16 protein-coding genes are annotated in these 19,861 nt (G+C 61.4%); 8 read left to right on the plus strand and 8 right to left on the minus strand.

What is annotated here, in order from left to right:
• A partial coding sequence (locus tag ABSE61_RS21820) for a tyrosine-type recombinase/integrase (protein WP_423873213.1) occupies positions 1-744 on the minus strand: 744 nt, incomplete at its 3' end.
• 44 nt (positions 745-788) lie between these two features.
• Here ABSE61_RS21820 and ABSE61_RS21825 point away from each other — a divergent pair.
• The 4 genes from ABSE61_RS21825 to copM all read left to right on the plus strand — a co-directional run bounded on the left by ABSE61_RS21825 (position 789) and on the right by copM (position 6,394).
• Positions 789-1,076, plus strand: coding sequence for a hypothetical protein (locus ABSE61_RS21825; RefSeq protein WP_423873214.1), 288 nt, complete (start codon positions 789-791; stop codon positions 1,074-1,076).
• Between the two features lie 274 nt (positions 1,077-1,350).
• Positions 1,351-2,817 (plus strand): ATP-binding protein, encoded by a 1,467-nt coding sequence (locus tag ABSE61_RS21830; RefSeq protein WP_423873215.1) that lies wholly within the window; start codon positions 1,351-1,353, stop codon positions 2,815-2,817.
• 63 nt (positions 2,818-2,880) lie between these two features.
• Positions 2,881-5,853: a bifunctional [glutamine synthetase] adenylyltransferase/[glutamine synthetase]-adenylyl-L-tyrosine phosphorylase gene (locus ABSE61_RS21835; protein WP_423873216.1), complete on the plus strand. Its 2,973-nt coding sequence runs from the start codon at positions 2,881-2,883 to the stop codon at positions 5,851-5,853.
• A gap of 115 nt (positions 5,854-5,968) precedes the next feature.
• Positions 5,969-6,394, plus strand: coding sequence for a CopM family metallochaperone (gene copM / locus ABSE61_RS21840; RefSeq protein WP_423873217.1), 426 nt, complete (start codon positions 5,969-5,971; stop codon positions 6,392-6,394).
• Positions 6,395-6,426: 32 nt separating this feature from the next.
• Here copM and ABSE61_RS21845 read toward each other — a convergent pair whose 3' ends face one another.
• The 5 genes from ABSE61_RS21845 to ABSE61_RS21865 are packed head-to-tail and all read right to left on the minus strand — an operon-like array spanning position 6,427 to position 12,417.
• Entirely contained in the window at positions 6,427-6,684 is a 258-nt protein-coding gene (locus tag ABSE61_RS21845; RefSeq protein ID WP_423873218.1) for a formate dehydrogenase subunit delta, read from the minus strand.
• The gene (gene fdhD / locus ABSE61_RS21850) at positions 6,674-7,504 is read right to left on the minus strand and encodes a formate dehydrogenase accessory sulfurtransferase FdhD (protein WP_423873219.1); all 831 of its coding nucleotides are present in this window, start codon (positions 7,502-7,504) and stop codon (positions 6,674-6,676) included. The genes ABSE61_RS21845 and fdhD overlap by 11 nt, the downstream gene beginning before the upstream one ends.
• A gap of 2 nt (positions 7,505-7,506) precedes the next feature.
• A complete protein-coding gene (gene fdhF, locus ABSE61_RS21855; protein WP_423873220.1) occupies positions 7,507-10,380 on the minus strand; it encodes a formate dehydrogenase subunit alpha in 2,874 nt (957 codons plus the stop codon).
• Positions 10,381-10,390: 10 nt separating this feature from the next.
• On the minus strand, positions 10,391-11,947 hold the full coding sequence (locus ABSE61_RS21860) for a formate dehydrogenase beta subunit (protein WP_423873221.1): 1,557 nt from the start codon (positions 11,945-11,947) through the stop codon (positions 10,391-10,393).
• Positions 11,944-12,417, minus strand: coding sequence for a formate dehydrogenase subunit gamma (locus tag ABSE61_RS21865; protein ID WP_423873222.1), 474 nt, complete (start codon positions 12,415-12,417; stop codon positions 11,944-11,946). Before ABSE61_RS21865 ends, ABSE61_RS21860 begins: the two co-directional genes overlap by 4 nt.
• Before the next feature lie 297 nt (positions 12,418-12,714).
• Here ABSE61_RS21865 and ABSE61_RS21870 point away from each other — a divergent pair, with 297 nt between their 5' ends.
• Complete coding sequence (locus tag ABSE61_RS21870; RefSeq protein ID WP_423873223.1) at positions 12,715-13,605, plus strand: LysR family transcriptional regulator; 891 nt, start codon at positions 12,715-12,717, stop codon at positions 13,603-13,605.
• A gap of 18 nt (positions 13,606-13,623) precedes the next feature.
• On the opposite strand, the gene ABSE61_RS21875 is transcribed toward ABSE61_RS21870, so the two are convergent.
• A complete protein-coding gene (locus tag ABSE61_RS21875) occupies positions 13,624-15,942 on the minus strand; it encodes a PAS domain-containing sensor histidine kinase (protein WP_423873224.1) in 2,319 nt (772 codons plus the stop codon).
• A 221-nt stretch (positions 15,943-16,163) separates the two neighbouring features.
• Positions 16,164-17,543, minus strand: a complete 1,380-nt coding sequence (locus tag ABSE61_RS21880; protein ID WP_423873225.1) for a cation-efflux pump — start codon at positions 17,541-17,543, stop codon at positions 16,164-16,166.
• Positions 17,544-18,423: 880 nt separating this feature from the next.
• Between ABSE61_RS21880 and ABSE61_RS21885 the strand changes: the two genes are divergently transcribed.
• The 3 genes from ABSE61_RS21885 (at position 18,424) to ABSE61_RS21895 (ending at position 19,860) form a co-directional block, all read left to right on the plus strand.
• A complete protein-coding gene (locus tag ABSE61_RS21885) occupies positions 18,424-18,753 on the plus strand; it encodes a ribbon-helix-helix domain-containing protein (protein WP_423873226.1) in 330 nt (109 codons plus the stop codon).
• A gap of 77 nt (positions 18,754-18,830) precedes the next feature.
• Complete coding sequence (locus tag ABSE61_RS21890) at positions 18,831-19,238, plus strand: VOC family protein (protein ID WP_423873227.1); 408 nt, start codon at positions 18,831-18,833, stop codon at positions 19,236-19,238.
• Positions 19,239-19,305: 67 nt separating this feature from the next.
• Positions 19,306-19,860: a gluconate 2-dehydrogenase subunit 3 family protein gene (locus ABSE61_RS21895; RefSeq protein WP_423873228.1), complete on the plus strand. Its 555-nt coding sequence runs from the start codon at positions 19,306-19,308 to the stop codon at positions 19,858-19,860.
• Position 19,861: the final 1 nt, after the last annotated feature.

Here is a 19,861-nt window from a genome sequence, read left to right on the forward strand (position 1 = left end):
CTCGTCGCCAACCCGATGCGACAGACAATGCTCAAGCACTTCACGGCGGAAATTGTGCTCGACGCTCTCACCGCCCCAGTTGCGGAATGTGGTGCGCATGCCATGCATTGTCGCCTCGAAGCCAGCGCGCTTGATCGTGCCAACCAGTGCGTTCGCAAGGAACGCTGCATGGTCCGCCGTCTGTTTGGCGTCTGAGGGAAATACGTAACAGCCGACGCGGGGCATCGATTGGATGATCTCGATGGCCTGATCGGACAGCGGCACCAAATGCGGCTTCGGCCCTTCCTCGCCTTTGCTCTTCATTTTTTCCGCAGGGATCAGCCATTTCTTCCTGTCGAAGTCGATTTCAGTCCATTCCATGAGGCGGATTTCTTGGCTGCGTGTGACCGTGAGGACGCCGACTTCGACGCAGCGCGCGGAGTTGCCTGCATCGTAACTTAGTGCCGTCATAAGGGCAGGGGCCTTGCCATAGGATATCGACGCGTGCGGCTTCTTTTTGCGGACTTTTCTCACCGAAGGCAACAGCGCCTTCAGATTTCCTCGCCATGCCGCAGCGTTCTCGCCCGAGCGAAGTTTCAACGCCTTGGCGGCGTCGAGCACGCGCTCGTTGCGCTGACGGATGCGTGAGGCCGCGACCGGCTTTTCGTCCCACAGAGGTTTTAAGGCTTTAAACACGTCGTCGGTCGTGATTGCGTCGAGCCTGAGATTGTGCAGGCTCGGACGTCCCTGATCGAGCGTTCCCAATTCTTCGGTTCGTCCTTGTGCAGGCCTTTGCACCAGCCTGGATAATGCTCTTCCGCAAATTCCTTAAACATCCTGCCGCCGCTCTGCGCGGCGCGCTTCCTGATGCGCGGATCGACGCCGTTGCGTCTCAACTCGACACGATAGTGGCTGGCTTCATCGTGGGCCTCGGCCAGCGACTTTTCGCCGGGCTTGCCGGTGGCTCGCTCGACCGCCTTGGCAAACTCCACCTGCGCCCGCTTGCCGTCGAGATCAGTGAAGCGAAATGCCCACACCCGTTAGAGGCCGCCGCCGTCGGCATGCGTCCCAGGTTGCTGGGATTTAATTTGATTTGAGTTCAGAGGCATTTAGCATCTCTTTGGTAAAAAATCGGTAAGGTGGTCCAAGCCGTCACGGAGGTAATGCCGTCACGGACACTTCGGAAGTGGGGATGTCGTCAGCTTACCACTTTTTTACCGCTTCGCGGAAGCGTCGGGTGATAGCAGGCGATGGATGACGGCGGCAGATGCGAGATAAGATATTGATATCTAAATGAAAAGATACCAAGGAACGGCAAGTGACGACAGGTGACGAGAACTGACGAAACCCTCAAAATTCGGTAGATGATCCGTGACGGCATTCGGTAAGCTGATCCGAACCACAGCGTTCCGGTTGACGCTGGTTTATCTGTTTCTGTTCGCGTTGTTCGCCGCGTCCCTGCTTGGCTTTTTTGCCTGGAACACGCGGCACTTGATCACCGAACAGATCACCGCCACAGTGAACGCGGAAACCGGCGAGGTCAGCGATATTTTCGCCCGGCGCGGTCTGCGCGGTCTGGTTCTCACCATCGAAAATCGCGCACTGCGTCCCGGAGCCAATCTCTATCTTGTCACCACGCCGGCGGGGCAGGCGGTCGCCGGCAATGTCGGCTCGCTCTCGCCAGGCGTCATGGCCACGACCGGATGGTCGGAAACCGCCTATCGCCGGCTCGACGATCAGGATTCCACCAATCATTTCGCGCTGGTGAAAGTCACCGAACTCTCCAGCGGCTTTCGGCTGCTGATCGGACATGATCTTGAGGAGCGGCGGCGGTTGTTTGGGATCGTTGCTCACGCCGCGCAGTGGTCGGTCTTGATCGTGGTGGTGCTGGGTCTTGGCGGCGGCATTTTTGTCGCGCGGCGAGTGTTGCGGCGGATCGACGCCATGACCGGCACGACCCAGCGTATTATGGCGGGCGACCTCAGCGGGCGTCTTCCGGTCGGGCGCAGCGGGGATGAATTGGATCGTCTTGCTCGAAATCTCAACGCGATGCTGGAACGCATCGAGGCGTTGATGATGGGGCTGAAGGAAGTCTCCGACAACATCGCACACGACCTGAAAACGCCGCTGACGCGACTGCGCAACCGCGCTGAGGAGGCGCTTGCGAAATCCAGGACCGAGGCCGAGTACCGTTCGGCGCTGGAGCGGACGATCGAGGAATCCGACGGGCTGATCCGCACCTTCAACGCGCTTCTGATGATCGCGCGCGCCGAGTCCGGACAAGCCCGCGGCAACATGGACGACTTCGACGCTGCCGACGTGGCTCGGGGTATTCACGAGCTCTATGAGCCGCTCGCCGAAGACGACGGCATGACGCTGCGTGTGAAGGTCGAGGCGGCGCCGCTTCACGGCAATCGCGAGTTGATCAGCCAAGCCCTGGCTAACCTTGTCGAGAACGCAATCAAATACGGCAAGCCTGATGGCACCGTGCAGCCGCTGGCTCCCACCGCGGAGGCGGACCGCAAGGAGATCCTCATTGAGGCCAAACGCGTCGGCGAACGGGTGCTGCTCAGCGTCACCGATCACGGGCCGGGGATTCCGGTGGCCGACCGCAAGCATGCGGTGGAACGATTCGTCCGGCTGGAAGCGAGCCGAACCCTGCCGGGCTCCGGGCTCGGATTAAGCCTGGCATCGGCGGTCGCGACGCTGCATGGTGGCGATCTCCGGCTCGACGACGCTCATCCGGGCCTGATTGCAACGCTTGCGATTCCGGCATTGTCAGGCGCGAGCGACAGGCTTGCGGCTCAAACGCAGGATGTGTCACAGAAAGCCGCCTGAATCGGTCGCCTGCCGGCGCCGATCTGATGCCGGGTTTGTACTTCTTCTGGATCGACATTTGTCATGACTCTTCGCAGAATCCGCGATGCGGATGTCGGATCCACGTCGCTGGCCGCTCGCTTTGTCAGCGGACCGAATCTTTCGGCGCCCGAAAAAGCCCAGCAGCGGCTTTCGGACTGGCTGGCGGATCTTGCGCCGGGCGAGGCTGCCGAGTTTGCGAGCCTGTTCGCGCGATTTCCCCACACGGAACGTATTTTTACAGGTATCGCGGAAGCGTCGCCTTTTCTATTCGATCTGGTTCGATTCGATGCGGCGCGCGCACTCCGGATTTTGCAAGGCGAACCCGATCGGGATCTGGCGCGGCTGATCGCGGAAACCCGCCAGAGCGTTCGGACAGCCTCGAACGAAGCGCAGGCCATGCATGTGCTGCGTCGCGCGAAAGCCGAAGCCGCGTTGCTGATCGCGCTATGCGACATCGGCGGCGTATGGCCGGTCATGCAGGTAACGCGAGCGTTGACTGATTTTGCCGTTACCTCGGTCCAATCGGCATTGCACTTCTTGTTACAGCAGGAAGCTACGCGCGGACGGATCGTGCCGCTGAGTCCGGATCTTCCGGAGGAGGGCAGTGGGCTGATCGTGCTGGCGATGGGCAAGATGGGCGCGGGAGAATTGAATTTTTCCAGCGATATCGACCTGATTGTTTTTTATGACGCCGAGGCGTCCTCGCTTGCGCCCGATATTGAGCCGCAGCCGTTCTTTGTCCGTATGGCGCAGGGGTTGTCGAGGTTATTGCAGCAGCGCAGCGGCGAAGGCTACGTGTTCCGCGTCGATCTGCGGCTGCGTCCCGATCCGGCCTCGACGCCGCTTGCGATCTCAACCGCGTCGGCATTGCATTATTACGAGCGGGAAGGCCGTACTTGGGAACGCGCCGCCATGATCAAGGCGAAGGCCTGTGCGGGCGACTTGCGGGCAGGCGAGGCGTTGGTGGCGGAACTCTCGCCTTTCGTCTGGCGCAAGCACCTGGATTTTGCGGCCCTGTCCGACGTGCACGATATGAAGCGGCAGATGCAGACCTATCGGGGCCAGAGCGAAATCGCGGTCGAGGGCCACAATGTCAAGATCGGGCGCGGTGGCATCCGCGAAATCGAATTCTTTGCGCAAACCCAGCAGTTGATTACCGGCGGCCGGCATCCCGAATTGCGGGTGCGGCCGACGCTCGAGGCGCTCGATCGGCTGGCGCAAAGCAACTGGATCACGTTTGAAGCACGCGACGAACTCATCGCGGCCTACGAATTCCTGCGACGGGTCGAACACCGCCTGCAAATGGTGGCGGACGAGCAAACCCACGCATTGCCCGACGACCCACAGGCGGTCGGGCGATTTGCGAGGTTTTTCGGCTATGAGAACCGTGCCGCGTTTGCAAACGACCTGCTCAGGCATCTCACCATCGTGCAGAGGCATTACGCCAAGCTCTTCGAAGGCGATCCGGTTGGCAGCGTAAAATTGCCGGAGGTGGATTATTCGGGAGGGCCGGACGATCCTCGTCTGACCGAACATCTCGCTTCGCTCGGATTCGAGAAACCGATCGCGGTGGCAGCGACGATACGGCAATGGCTGGATGGCGACTATCGCGTGTTCAAGGTGGAGACGACGCGTAATTCCTTTGCCGAGTTTCTTCCCTCGCTGATTAACGGCCTAGCCAATGCGGAGGATCCCGACAACGCGATCGTCGTCTTCGACCGCTTCCTCCAGGCCCTCCAACGCGGCGGCCGGCTGTTCGTCCTGCTCAGCCAGAACCGGGATCTCGTTGCGCTGGTGGCCTTGATCCTGGGCGCGGCCCCGCGGCTCGGCGACATGCTGGCGCGGCAGCCGCAGATCATGGACGGTCTGATCGACCCGCGCTTCTTTGGCGCCATGCCGGACCGGCATGAGCTCTCGGTGCGTTTGGCCGCAACTCTGGGGGATGCCGGTTCTTACGAGGAATTTCTCGACCGGCTCCGGCTGTTTGGTCAGGAGAGCCTGTTCCTGATCGGTGCACGGATTCTTTCCGGCACTGTTTCAGCCCAGCAGGCCAGTACGGCATTTGCCGATGTCGCCGAAGGCATTGTTCACACCGTACATGAGCTGGTGAGCGAGCAATTCACGGCCCAATATGGCAGGATCAACGGGCAGGAGACTGCAATCCTGGCGATGGGCAGGCTAGGCAGCCGCGAGATGACGGCCGCATCCGATCTCGATCTGATCCTGCTCTACGATTTTGACTCCGAGCACCCGGATTCCGACGGCGCCAAATCGCTGCATGGCGGGCAATATTTTGCGCGCTTTACCCAGCGGCTGATCAGCGCTTTCACGACGCGAACCAATTATGGCGTGCTCTACGACATCGACATGCGGCTGCGGCCGTCGGGCCGGGCCGGCCCCGTAGCGTCGCATGTCGACGCCTTCGCCGAGTACCAGGACAAGGAAGCCTGGACCTGGGAGCACATGGCGCTGACCCGGGCCCGGGTGATTTCCGCTTCGCCCAAATTTCGCGACAAGATCGAGACCGTCATTCGCCGGGTTTTGACGCGGCCGCGCGAACCCGCGGGCGTTGCCATCGATGTCGCTGATATGCGGCGCGCCATCGCCCTGGAAAAAGGCGAGGACGACCTCTGGGACTTGAAGCATGTTGCGGGAGGCCTGGTCGATATCGACTTCATCGCGCAGTATCTGCAACTCGCTCACGCGGCCGACATGCCCGATATTATCGACGTCAACACGCTGCACGTGCTCGACAACGCCGCCCGGCTCGGCGTGCTGCCGGCAGCGTCAGCGGAAATATTGCGATCGGCGGCGTTGCTCTATCACGATCTGACGCAAATCCTGCGGCTTTGCGTCAGCGACAGGTTCGATCCGGAAACCGCCGGCGAAGACCTTTTGCAGACCATGGCCCGGGCCGGCGATGCGCCGGACTTTTCCTCACTTCAGGCGCGGGTCAGGGAGACCCAGATTGAAGTGCGCCGGGTATTTCAGGCATTGCTGTCCACGAACGGTTGATCATCGAAGCCACCGCACGGTCTTTATCGATCGTCATTGTGGACACCTAGAATGAGCTGAAAGCTGAGTTTGATCGGCGGATCGGCGTTGCATATCGGGAAGTTGAGGAAATTCCATGGTCAAGAACTTCGTCACGCTCATACGAATTGCGATAGGGCTGGCTCTCGTGGCTGGCATCGGTCCGGCCGCAGTGGCGCAAACGCCATCGCCTGTGGCCGAAGCGCCATTCATCGCCGAAAATGCCGCCGCCATGGACAAGATGATGGCGGATATGAATGTGAAGCCGACGGGCGATGCCGACCGTGACTTCGTGGCGATGATGATACCGCATCATCAGGGAGCCATCGATATGGCGCGGTCGCTGCTGCGCTACGGCCATAACGAGCAACTGCGTCGACTGGCTCAGGAAATCATCGTCACCCAGCAGCAGGAAATCGCGATCATGCGGCTCGCGATCGGCCAACCATTGCCGGCCGCGCCAAGTTCAGACCCCGCGACCACGCCGGATCATTCATCGCACAATTCGATGCATATGAAGTGAGGCATGAAGCTCTTCGAGCCTGCGATGAGCGATCAGCTTTGCGCCTGAGCGCTGGCCGTCTGAGCGCTGACTTTGGCTCTCAGTGAGGCGATAGCGTCACGAACATTCGGATCAAGGCCCGCGCCACCGGCATCGAGGTGAGCGAAGATCGCCTTGCGCATCCGCGGATCCCAGAACTTGTGGATGTGGTCGGCAACGCCGGCGACTTCCTTGTCATGTCCCTGACTTTGGAAGAACTTTCCGATTTGATTAGCCATATAGACCAGCCGATCCTCGGTGTTATGCGACATGAGCAGTTCCTTGCGCGATCGCTGCAGTATTTATGCGATCCGGATGGGTGAATATTTCGAAACCGTCGGAGCGTGCTACGGCGACCAGCGTAATGCCGGCGGCTTCCGCAATTCCGACGGCAAGCGCCGTCGGCGCCGAAACGGCAACCATGACTGGGGCGCCGATCGCCGCGGTCTTCTGCACCATTTCGACCGAGACGCGGCTGGTCAACAAGACCATTCCCTCGCTTGCAACAGTTTTGGTTTGAGCGAGTGCGCCGGCCAGCTTGTCGAGTGCGTTGTGGCGGCCGACGTCCTCGCGCAGGGCAACGATGCCGGCTGCAGGCGTCCAGAACGCCGCGGCGTGAACGGCCCGGGTCTCGATGTTGATCGGTTGCAACGGCGAAAGGCTGGCCGTCGCCGTCATAATTTCGCGCGGCGTGAACGAGCGTCCTTTGGTGACGACAGCGGCCGGACGCACGGCTTCAGCGATCGAATCGATTCCGCACAGCCCGCAGCCGGTAGGGCCTGCGATATGCCGCCGGCGCTCACTCAGCCTGGCGGCTTTCTCGTCCGCCAGCCACATCCGCAGCTCGATGCCGTCGTCGAGATCGACGATCTCGAGGGAGGCGATTTCTTCTGGCGACTTTACGATGCCTTCGCTGAGGCTGAAGCCGACCGCAAAATCCTCGAGATTTTGCGGCGTGCCCATCATGACCGCGTAAGTGCCGCCGTTGAAGGTCAGCGCCAGCGCGGTCTCTTCCGGAATCGCGCGCGTGCCTCCGCTGAGGCGGTTATCCCGCCATACCAGTCGGTCGACGGTGCGAACCGGATCGCGCACAGTTACTCCGCAGCTTCCAGCGGCGCGATACGTCGCGAATGACGGGCCTGCTCGTCATAGGCCTTCTGCCATTCCGACGGTCCGTTGGAGGGCGAGATCTGCACGGCCGTGACCTTGTACTCCGGACAGTTGGTCGCCCAGTCGGAATATTCTGTGGTGATGACGTTAGCCTGCGTATCTGGATGGTGGAACGTCGTGTAGACAACGCCCGGCGCGACACGATCGGTGATCAGGGCGCGCAGCGTCGTTTCGCCGGCGCGGCTGGTGAGACGCACCCAATCGCCGTCGCGCACGCCACGCTGCTCGGCGTCGTGCGGATGGATCTCCAGCCGGTCTTCCTCGTGCCACACCACGTTCTCGGTGCGGCGGGTCTGCGCGCCGACATTGTACTGGCTGAGAATGCGGCCCGTAGTGAGCAGGAGCGGGAAGCGCGGCCCGGTCCGCTCGTCGGTCGGAACATATTCGGTGATGACGAACTTGCCCTTGCCGCGGACGAAGCCGTCGATATGCATCACCGGCGTGCCTTCGGGGGCCTTCTCGTTGCAAGGCCACTGCACCGAGCCGAGTTCGTCGAGCTTGGCGAAGGAGACGCCGGCGAAGGTCGGGGTGAGGGCTGCGATCTCATCCATGATCTCGGACGGATGGCTGTATTTCATCTCGAAGCCCATCGCTTTCGCAAGGCCGATAGTCACTTCCCAGTCGGCCATGCCGTTGCGGGGCGACACGACCTTGCGAACGCGCTGGATACGGCGTTCGGCATTGGTGAAAGTGCCGTCCTTTTCCAAGAAGGTCGAGCCCGGCAGAAAGACGTGGGCGTAGTTCGCGGTCTCGTTCAAAAAGAGGTCGTGAACGACGACGCATTCCATCGACGACAGTGCCGCCACCACGTGCTTGGTGTTGGGATCGGACTGCAGGATATCTTCGCCCTGCACATACATCCCCATGAAGGTGCCTTCGATCGCGGCATCGAACATGTTGGGGATGCGCAGGCCCGGCTCCGGGTTGAGCTTGACGTTCCACATCGCTTCGAACTGCTCGCGCACCGCATCGCCTGAGATGTGGCGATAGCCGGGCAGTTCATGCGGGAACGAACCCATGTCGCAGGAGCCCTGCACGTTGTTCTGGCCGCGCAGCGGGTTCACGCCGACGCCAGGACGGCCGATATTGCCGGTCGCCATCGCAAGGTTGGCGATCGCGATCACCGTGGTCGAACCCTGGCTGTGCTCGGTGACGCCGAGCCCGTAATAGATCGCGCCGTTGCCGCCGGTCGCGAATTGCCGTGCGGCTTCACGCAAATCCTTCGGATCGACGCCGGTCATGATCGCAGTCGCTTCGGGACTGTTGTTCGGCAGTGACACGAACGCCGCCCAATCCTGGAACTCGCTCCATTCGCAACGTTCGCGCACGAAGGCCTCGTCAACCAGTCCCTCCGTGACGATCACGTGGGCCAGCGCAGTCAACACGGCGACATTGGTGCCGGGCAGGAGCGGCAGATGCAGCGCCTTCATATGCGGTGATTCCACCATCTCGGTGCGGCGCGGATCGATCACGATCAGCTTGGCGCCCTGGCGCAACCGCTTCTTCATTCGTGAGGCGAAAACCGGATGAGCGGCTGCCGGATTGGCGCCGATCACCATGAGGACATCGGAGTGCTCAACCGAGTCGAAGTCCTGCGTTCCGGCCGAGGTGCCGAAGGTGGTGGCAAGGCCGTAACCGGTCGGCGAGTGGCAGACGCGAGCGCAAGTGTCGACGTTGTTATTGCCAAAGCCCGCACGGATCAGCTTTTGCACCAGATAGGTTTCTTCATTGGTGCAGCGGGAAGAGGTGATACCGCCGATCGCGTCGCGGCCGTACTTTGCCTGGATTCCCTTGAGCTTGGTAGCCGCAAAGTTGAAGGCTTCGTCCCAGGAGACTTCCTGCCAGGGATCGTCGATGCTTTCGCGGATCATCGGCTTGAGGATGCGTTCCTTGTGGTTGGTATAACCCCACGCGAAACGGCCCTTGACGCAGGAATGGCCGCGGTTGGCCTTACCGTCCTTGTACGGCACCATGCGGACGACTTCCTCGCCGCGCATTTCCGCCTTGAAGGTGCAGCCGACGCCGCAATAGGCGCAGGTGGTGACAGCCGAATGCTCGGGCTGGCCGATTTCGATCACGGATTTTTCGGTCAGCGTCGCGGTCGGGCAGGCCTGGACGCAGGCGCCGCACGAGACGCATTCGGAGCCGAGGAAGCTTTCGCTCATGCCAGGCGAAACCCGACTGTCGAAGCCGCGGCCGGAGATCGTCAGCGCGAAGGTCCCCTGGACCTCCTCACAGGCGCGCACGCAACGTGAGCAGACGATGCACTTCGAGGGATCGTAGGTGAAGTAGGGATTGGATTCGTCCTTCGGCATCCAGGCCGCATTCGCCTCGCCATTGCTCTTGGCGAAAACATGGTTCTCGCCCTCATAGCCGTAACGCACGTCGCGCAGGCCGACAGCGCCCGCCATGTCCTGCAGCTCGCAGTCGCCATTGGCGGCGCAGGTCAGGCAATCGAGCGGATGGTCGGAGATATAGAGCTCCATCACGCCCTTGCGCAGCTTCTTCAGCCGTTCGGTCTGGGTATGCACGACCAGACCCGGCATGACCGGTGTGGTGCAGGAAGCCGGCGTTCCGGCGCGGCCTTCGATCTCGATCAGGCACATCCGGCAGGAGCCGAACGCGTCCACCATGTCGGTGGCACAAAGCTTCGGGATTTGCGTACCGGCTTCCATCGCCGCACGTATGATCGAGGTGCCCTCCGGCACTGTGACGCTCTGGCCGTCAATGGTGAGCGTCACCGTCTTTTCAGACCTTGAGTGCGGCGTTCCGAAATCGGTTTCCTGGATCAGCGACATGGCGATCTCCTTATTCTGCAGCCTGCAGGCTCTTGGGAACCGGGCTGAAATCTTCTCTGAAGTGTTTGAGTGCGCTCGACACGGGGTAGGGCGTGAAGCCACCGAGTGCGCAGAGCGAACCGAATTTCATGGTATTGCAGAGGTCCTCGATGACGGCGAGGTTTTGCTCAACGCGTTCGCCGGCACGGATCTTGTCGATGGTCTCACTCCCGCGGGTCGAGCCGATCCGGCAGGGCGTGCACTTGCCGCAGGATTCGATGGCGCAGAATTCCATCGCAAAGCGCGCCTGCTTCAACATGTCGACGGTATCGTCGAATATCACGATGCCCGCATGACCGATCAGGCCGTCGCGCGCCGCAAAGGCTTCATAGTCAAACGGCGTGTCGAACAGCGCGCGCGGGAAGTAAGCCCCAAGCGGACCGCCGACCTGCACGGCGCGGACCGGGCGGCCGGTAAAGGTGCCCCCGCCGATCTCGTCGACGAGTTCACCAAGCGTGATGCCGAAGGCCGTCTCGAACAGGCCGCCATAGTTGACGTTGCCGGCGAGCTGGATCGGCATCGTGCCGCGCGATCGCCCCATGCCGAAATCGGCATAGGCTTTCGCGCCACCAGCGAGGATGAAGGGAATCGCCGCGAACGACAGCACATTGTTGATCACGGTGGGTTTGCCGAACAGGCCCTTGTGCGCGGGCAGAGGTGGCTTGGCGCGGACGAGGCCACGGCGGCCCTCGAGGCTCTCGAGGAGCGAGGTCTCTTCGCCGCAAACGTAAGCGCCGGCGCCGACCCGCACCTCGAGACCGAAGCTGTGCTTCGAGCCGCAGATGCTTTGGCCGAGATAACCGGCGCGCCTGGCGGCTGCAATCGCGGCATTCATCGCTTCGACCGCGTGCGGGTATTCCGAGCGGATGTAGATGTAACCTTTTGTGGCGCCCACGGTGATGCCGGCAATCGTCATGCCTTCGATCACCACGAAGGGATCGCCTTCCATGATCATGCGGTCGGCGAACGTGCCGCTGTCGCCTTCGTCGGCGTTGCAGACGATGAATTTGCGATCAGCGCTGGTCTGCGCCACCGTCTTCCACTTGATGCCGGTCGGAAAGCCCGCGCCGCCACGGCCGCGCAGTCCCGACGCCGTCACGTCGGCCAAGATCGCATCCGACGTCAGCGTCAGCGCGCGCTCGAGACCCTTGTAGCCGTCATGGGTGCGATAATCCTCCAGCGAACGCGGATCGGTGATGCCGCAGCGGACGAAGGTGAGGCGAGTCTGGCGCTTCAGCCACGGAATCTCTTCGGTCAGGCCGAGCCGGAGTGCGTGCGGACCATTGGAGGCCATCGCGTCGAGCAAAGAGGGAACGTCCGCGGGGGTCACCGGGCCGTAGGCGACGCGGCCTTTCACGGTCGCCACTTCGACCATCGGCTCCAGCCACAGCAGCCCGCGGGATCCGTTGCGGATGATCGTGACCGGCAGGTCGCGCTTTGCGGCCGCTTGCTCCAAGGCCAGCGCGACTTCGTCGGCGCCGACCGAGATTGCAGCGGCATCGCGGGGAACGAAAATTCGCATTTTCATCGCTGCGCCTCCGCGATCAGCGCATCGATGCGCGCTTCGTCCAGCCTGCCGACCAGACGGCCGTCGAGCATGGCCGAGGGCGCGGTGGCGCAAAGGCCGAGGCAGTAAATCGGTTCAAACGTCACGCGCTCGTCCGGCGTGGTGTTACCGATCGCAACGCCAAGCTTGGCTTCCGCACGCGCGGCAAGCGCATCGCCGCCCGCCGCCTGGCAGGCTTCGGCGCGGCAGAGTTTCAGGACGTGCTTGCCGGCCGGCTTGTGACGAAAATCGTGGTAGAAGGTGAAGACGCCGTGGACCTCGGCGCGCGACAGATTGAGCGCTTCCGCCACCATCGGAACGGCCGGCTCCGGCACGTAGCCGAAGGCTTCCTGGAGCGCGCGCAGGATCACCAGCGTCGCACCTTCCAGATGGCTGTGCTCCGCGATGATTTCGGCGCCGCGCACGGCGTCCCACGGTTCGTAAGCGGACATTATCTGCTTTCTCTATCAGTATCTTATCACCAACTATTCAAAGACGCGGAATCGTTCTAAAAATCAATAAAGCCGTCTCATGCTGCGATAGCGAAAGACAATCGATAGGAAGGTGGTATTGGTTGATTTGAAACATAAATAGATGGTGCCTCGCTTCTGAAAACACGGTGCCTTGGTTGCTCGTTCTCGGACCCAAACACCGCCGATTTGGGGGTGTTTTCGGTATTGGACTTTTTGCCCCACCGGGCGAGGGCCAAGCCGTGATACTCGTTACCCTCGAAACGGTTGGGGGACCTCTTGATCGACAAGCTTGAACTGCTGCTGGCGCTGGCCAAGGAACGTCATTTCGGACGCGCGGCGGAGGCCTGCGGCGTCACGCAGCCGACGATGTCGACCAGCCTCAAGCAGCTCGAGGAAATTCTGGGCGTGATGCTGGTGCAGCGGGGTTCGCGCTTCCAGGGGTTTACGCCGGAAGGCGAGCGTACGTTGGACTGGGCGCGGCGCATCGTTGGCGACGCCCGCGCGATGCGCCAGGAAATCAATTCGCTGAAGGACAATCTTTCCGGCGAAATCCGGATCGCGGCGATTCCGACCGTGCTCGGCATGGTTGCCTCGCTGACGACGCCGTTTCGCGCCCGCTACCCGGACGTCCGCTTTCGGGTGGTATCCTGCACGTCGGCCGAGGTGCTGGGCCTGCTGGAAAACCTCGAAGTCGATGCCGGGTTGACCTATATCGAGAACGAGCCGATCGGTCACGTCCGCACCATTCCGCTCTACAATGAAAGTTATCGCCTGCTGACCTCGCCCGATGGCCTGTTCGGCGACCGCGAGCAGGTGACCTGGGCGGAGGTCGGCCAGGTTCCGCTGTGTCTATTGACGCCGGACATGCAGAACCGGCGCATCATCGACCGTGCGCTCCGATCGGTCGGGGCGGAGGCGACGCCGACGCTGACCTCCAACTCGCTGCTGGTTCTCTACACCCATGTAAAGACCGGCCGCTGGGCGAGCGTGATGCCGGCGAAGCTTGCGGAAACACTGGGGCTTGCCGACAGGGTCCGCAGTATCCCGATTACCGATCCGGTGGTGGACTACAGCATCGGGATGGTGATCCCGCAGCGTGATCCCATGACGCCGTTGATCGCCGCGCTGGTTCAGATTGCGCGCGAGGTGGCGCCGTCGCTGGCGTGACAGGTCGACGCTACTGAATCAGGCCGCGGCGGCTCTGGTATCGTCGGCGGCGTTGCGGGGCAGGGACACCCGCACCACGGTCCCGCTGCCGAGTTTCGAGCGCAGCCGCATCGTGCCACCATGCAGGTTGGTCAGCGATCGCGCAATGGCGAGGCCCAGCCCCGAGCCGTGATAGGTCTTGGTCAGCTGGCTTTCAACCTGCTCGAACGGCCGTCCCAGCCGCCGCAGCGATTGGGGAGCGATTCCAATCCCGGTATCGGCAATCAGGAGCACAATGGAATCCTCGACCTGCCGGCTGCGGACGATGATCCTGCCGCCGTCGGGGGTGAATTTGACGGCGTTGGAGAGCAGGTTGACGATGATCTGCTTGGTGGCGCGGCGATCCGCCACGATCGAGATCGGGCCATCGATTTCGGCATCGAGGTCGAGGTTCTTGTCGTCGGCGCGGCCCGACACGACGCGCAAGGACTCGGCCAGCGTCTTCGACAGATCGAGCACTTCCTTGTCGAGCTTCATCCGGCCGGCTTCGATCTTGGACATATCGAGGATGTCGTTGATCACCTCGAGCAGGTAATGCCCGCTGGTGAGAATGTCGTGGCAATATTCCTGGTATTTTTCCGAGCCGAGCGAGCCGAACATGCCGCTTTCCATGATTTCGGAGAAACCGATGATGGCGTTGAGCGGCGTCCGCAGTTCATGGCTCATATTGGCGAGGAACTTGGACTTGGTCTGGTTGGCTTCCTCGGCCCGCGTTTTTTCCCTCGAATACTTCTCAGCCAGATCCGCAAGCTCAAGGGCCTGACGCTCAAGCTCGCCTTGCGAACGCTTCAGGTCGATCACCGTGGCGCGCAAGCGAAGATCGTTGTCGACCAGTTTCTGCTCGTGTTCCTTGATGCGCGTGATGTCGGTTCCGACCGAAACGTAGCCGCCGTCCTTGGTTCGCCGCTCGCTGATATGCAGCCAGCTTCCGTCGTCGAGTTGCGCCTCGAAGGTCCGTGCGCCCGGCGCCTGGTTGGCGACTTCGTGCAGGCGCGTGCGCACCTCCGGCATTCTGCCGACCTCGATGACGGTCTCGTAGGACGTGCCCGGAGTGACGGCCGAATCCGGCAGCTTGTGCAGCCGCTGAAAATGCGAGTTGCAGAGAACGAGCCGGTCGCTGGCGTCCCACAGTACGAAAGCCTCGGGAATGGTCTCGATCGCGTCGCGCAGTCGTAAGTCAGCCTCGACGGTCTTCTCCGCCAGGCTCTTCTGTTCGGTAATGTCGACCGCGATACCGATCAGATGGAGACCGGCGTCAGCTGCGCCCTGGCTGAGTTCGCAGCGAACGCGCAGCCAGATCCAGTGGCCGTCGGTGTGCTGCATGCGGAACGTGTGATCGATATAGTTTATTTTCCCGGAGATCAGCTGATCGGCGATCTCGAACAGATCGATATCGTCCGAATTCACCAGCGCATTGACTTCGCCGAACGTCAGGAGGTCGCTGCGGTTGTCCAGCCCCAGCATGGTGAACATTGATTGCGACCAGAAAATCCGGCCGCGCGACAGATCCCAGTCCCACAATCCGCAACGGCCGCGATTGAGCGCGGTGTCGATCCGTCCGCGCACGGCATCGTTGATGAGGTCGCCTTCGCGGGCGCGGGTCGACTGCCAATGGAACGCAAAGCCGAGGATCAGCACCACGAAGCCGGTGGTCGCAGACAACGTGACCGACAGCGCCGCGTCGGAGCGCCAGATCGAATCGGTTTTTTCCTGGATGACGATCACCTGGCCGGGCAACGATCTGGCGGCGTGCCGGACCACCAGCGCGCCATCGCCGTTCGGCAGCGTGATGTCGACGACGCTGGCCGGTTGCCCGGGCGCGGTGGGAGGCACCACGGCGCTGATGATGTCGAGAATGCCGGTGGAATCGCCGATCGCGGATTCGATCGGAATGCGGGCCAGAATGCGCTGGTCGGTGCCGGTGACAATGACGTGCCGCCCGACGGCGACGGCCCAGGACGGAATGAGCCCCGGCAGCAGCAATTGCAGGCGCTCGAACGATGCAGCGCGATCCTGCCGCGCCGAGGCGATGCGATCGAGACGTTCGGCAAGCAGGTCGGCTACCGCCGCGAGATCGCGTTTGGTTGCCGCGCGCTTCTGACGGGTCTGATCGATCACCTGTACGAAGGCACCGAGGCAAATGGTAATCAGGAACGCGATGATCAAAGTAGGTACTGCACGCCGGAGCGCAGGCTCCGCTAACAACAGCCTGTGATAGGCTGGCTTCGCGATCGATTGCGCCAATCCCTTGATCGAATCGGATTGGACACACCCGCTCGCCGCGTGTGCGCGCGCCATACCTTATGCCCCTTCGGAAAGTTCTTCAGATCCACCCCATTCGAGGAGAATCGCTGCTCCCCGAATCAGATAGATTTGAATCCACTTTTTCCAGGCTGTCGAGAGTCAACGATTCGTTAAAGCAAATAATTCTTGTCCACGAAGAATCAGGTCACCGAAAAGCCCGCAAAAAGCCTGGCGAAGTTGAGTCCGAAACAGGAACGGCCCGACAAGGACTTCGCTTAGGCCTTCGGCGGCTCGGCATGACTGATGACGCGTTTCACGGTCGGAAACGCGCGCCGCAGCGCTCTTTCGATTTCGTCGACGCTCTCGTGAACCTTGATCACGCTCATCGAGGGCGCCGCGCGGCAGTGGAAGTTAACGATTTCGCCGGCATCGGTATCGCGCACCCGCACATTATGAATGTCGTGGATCGCACCACGTGCTGCGAATTGCGAAAGCGCAGCGCGGATCGCTTCTACCCGATCCGCTGCCGCGTCGGTGCCTTGCGGCAATTCCGGTTCCAGCGGTTCGATATGGGTATCGACCTCGACGTCCTCGCCGAATTCGTGGCGGATGCTCCGTTCCAGTTCATGGGCAATGTCATGGGCCGCGATCAGCGTCATCTCCCCGTCGACCTCGAGATCGATGCTCACGGTGAGTTTGTCACCAAGATCGTGAACGGTGACATGGTGAACCGCGAGACCGGAATTGCGGGCAATGACCATGATGCGTTCGCGGACGCTCTCGTTGTCGCGTGCGACCGGAACCGCGGTAAAGGTCAGATCGGCGTCCTCGAACGCGACGACAACGGCGGATTGCGCCTTTCGCTTGATCTCGTCGACCCGGTCGATCGGGAAGGTGCGGGGAACCTGCACGATGGCGTCGATGAAATGCGTCGATCCGACCATGCGCACGCGCAGCCGTTCGACGGCGATAACGCCCGGAACGGCCCGGATCGCGGCGGTGGCTTTCTCCGCGGCGCCTTCGGGCGCGCGGTCGACCAGGGTTTCGACCGTGGAGCGAGCCATCCGAAGGCCCAGCATCGCGATGACAACGGCGACTGTGGCGGCGGCAACCGCATCGCCCCATGCATAGCCAAGGCCCGAGAGCGTTAGCCCAACGATAACCGCGATCGAACCGAGCACGTCGGACGCGAAGTGCAGGGCGTCGGCGGCCAGCGCCTGGCTTTTCGTTGCGTGCGCGGCGCGGTGCAGCGCCCGGGCCCGCCACAAATTCACGGCGATATCGACCACGAGCACGACAAAGGGGATCGCTGACAAAGCGGGAGGCGGGGTCCCTTCACGCAGGCGGCTGAAGGATTCGACCAGAATGCCGCCGGCGAGCACATAAAGCATCGCGATGATGCCGAGCGCGGACACGCTCTCGAGTTTGCCGTGGCCATAATGGTGTTCTTCGTCGGCGGGGAGATCGGAAAATCGCACCACCATCCAGGTGACGACGGTTGCGACCACGTCCACCGACGAGTGCAGGGCCTCGGAGATCAATGCCAGGCTGCCGATGGCGACGCCGACCACGAATTTGGCCACGGCCATGCCGGCGCTGGCGAAAATCGAAATCGCCGCGACTCGCGATTTGCTTGAATGAACGGGATCGGTCATGGGCGCGGGTTTATCAGGGCGAGGTCTAACATTAAAGCGGCCCAGTTTCGCAACTGCTAATCAATCGCAGGACGATAAGTGAACGACCGGGTAAACAACGGCTAGATACCAACGGCGCGAATTCAAAAGCACGATTACGCGTTCTCGCAGCATGATTTTGCCCGAGCTGTGTCAAACAAACGCCCGCAAAAGCAGAGGGCGCAGGGATTGCCGGGCGCTTGGCCAGCGCCCATGGCCTCGCGCGCAAAGCAAAAAAGCGCACGAGCAAGTCACCACAGGTCGGCCGAGACATCCGGCATTCCCTGCGCAATGGTTTTAACGGCTTATATCGCGCTCTTGTGATCGGGCTTTCTTGCCACCATCGCCAGCGCGATGCGTTCGCATCGGCGCTAACTTGACGCCAGCGTCGAGGCGTCAGGACCACACGACTTCGCCGTCCGCGTTTGGCGCATTCGTCAGTTGCGCCAAAAGCGTCCACCGCATTCCGCCCCACGTTCGTGACGATCGCGATACGCCCTCTTTCAGGGCGGGACAGCTGGAATCACTAAAGCTGTTTCTACCAAATCGAGAAACGAAATATTTTACGGGCGGGTACTAGACAGGGACTTTGCAAATTGCCCGTCGGGCAAATCAGTCGTCCGGCTCAGCAATACGGTCGTGGTGTTACGTCCGCTCTTGCAGATCGAGCGGACATGCTATTTAGGCTAGGCCACTTCCGTTTTTTGACCCCAAGGCGACGGGAATAAGCCGTCGTGCAATCCACGAAGCGGTCGCCTAAAAGTCTCCTGGTCCTGATCGCTGGCGTCGCATGCTCCTTGCGCTACCGCAGAAAAGTCACCAAAATTGTCAAGACCAATATTAGCGAGGACGGGAGGAAGGCATGTGCCATTTGTTTGCCAGCCAAAATCCAGACAGCTATGTCTATGAGACTCGTTCTATCCGGCTCAATGGGCAGAGCACGAGTATCAGGCTCGAAAAGGTGTTCTGGAACATTCTCGAGCAGATCGCCGCGCTGGAAGGCATGTCTGTTCCTTGCTTCATCTCCACGCTGCACCGCGAAGTTCTCTTGATGTGGGGGCCCGTTCCGAATTTCACTTCGCATTTGCGGTGTATTTGCCTCGTCGCGTTGGAGAAGCGGGCAACCGGAATGCCGGCGGCAAGTCTTGGCGGTGAAAGCTCCGAACGCCGGCGTCACGTAGTAGTCGGATAACACCACACGGTATTTCTGGGCCTTAGGCTTCGATCGCGACTTTTCGAGTGCGGCGCGAGAGAGAATTGGTCCAAAACATGGCCAAGAACACGGCCAAGGCGATTCACACGATGATCCGCGTGCTGGACGAAGCGCGGTCGGTTTCATTTTATGACAAGGCGTTCGGCCTGAAGGTCGCGGAACGGCTCGACTTTCCCGATTTCACGCTCGTGTACCTGTCGAACGAAGAGACGCCGTTCGAAGTCGAACTAACCATCAACAAGGACCGCGCCGCGCCTTATCAGCTTGGCGACGGCTACGGTCATGTGGCCTTCTCGGTCGATGACATTGAACGCGAGCATGCGCGCTTTGCCGCCGCGGGGCTCTCGCCGCGCAAGATCGTCGAGTTCAATCGCGAGGGTGGGCTGTTCGCGCGGTTTTTCTTCGTCGAGGATCCGGATGGATACAAGATCGAGGTTTTGCAGCGGCGTGGTCGCTTCAAATAGCGGCCGCTTCAAATAAACAAATCGCGCGAAACGGCGCGAGTGACGAATAAAAATCGGAGGGACGTCAATGAGTGGTGATAATGGGCGCCACGCGCGCCGTCATGGAGTAGTCAGCCGTCGCGCCTTCCTGCGCCGGTCATCCGAAATCAGCTTCGCGGCAGCCGTCACGGTCACGGCCGGCGGTGTGCTTCTCAACGCTTCCGAGGCCTGGGCGCTCGACGTCAAGGGTCTGCAGCCGCAGACGATGAAGACGCTGATCCTTATCGCGCGAGACATCTATCCGCACGACAAGGTTCCCGATCGATTTTATGCGATTGCGATGAAGCCCTACGACGAGAAGGCGGCGGCCGATCCCGCGACCAAAGCGCAGATCGAATCCTTCATTGCCGGTATCGACGGCGCAGCAGGCAAGGGCGGTTACGCCGGTCTCGGCTGGGAGTCCCAGCGCGTCGCGCTGCTGCGCGGCGTGAGCACTTCGCCGACGTTCGAAACAATCCGTTCCGGGCTCGTCGTCTCCCTCTACAACCAGCCGGAGGTGTGGCCGATTTTCGGCTACGAGGGCGAATCCTACTCGAAGGGCGGCTACATCAAGCGCGGCTTTGACGACATCGACTGGATCTAGA

The organism is Bradyrhizobium sp. (genome assembly GCF_049519115.1).
Taxonomy (GTDB): Bacteria; Pseudomonadota; Alphaproteobacteria; order Rhizobiales; family Xanthobacteraceae; genus Bradyrhizobium.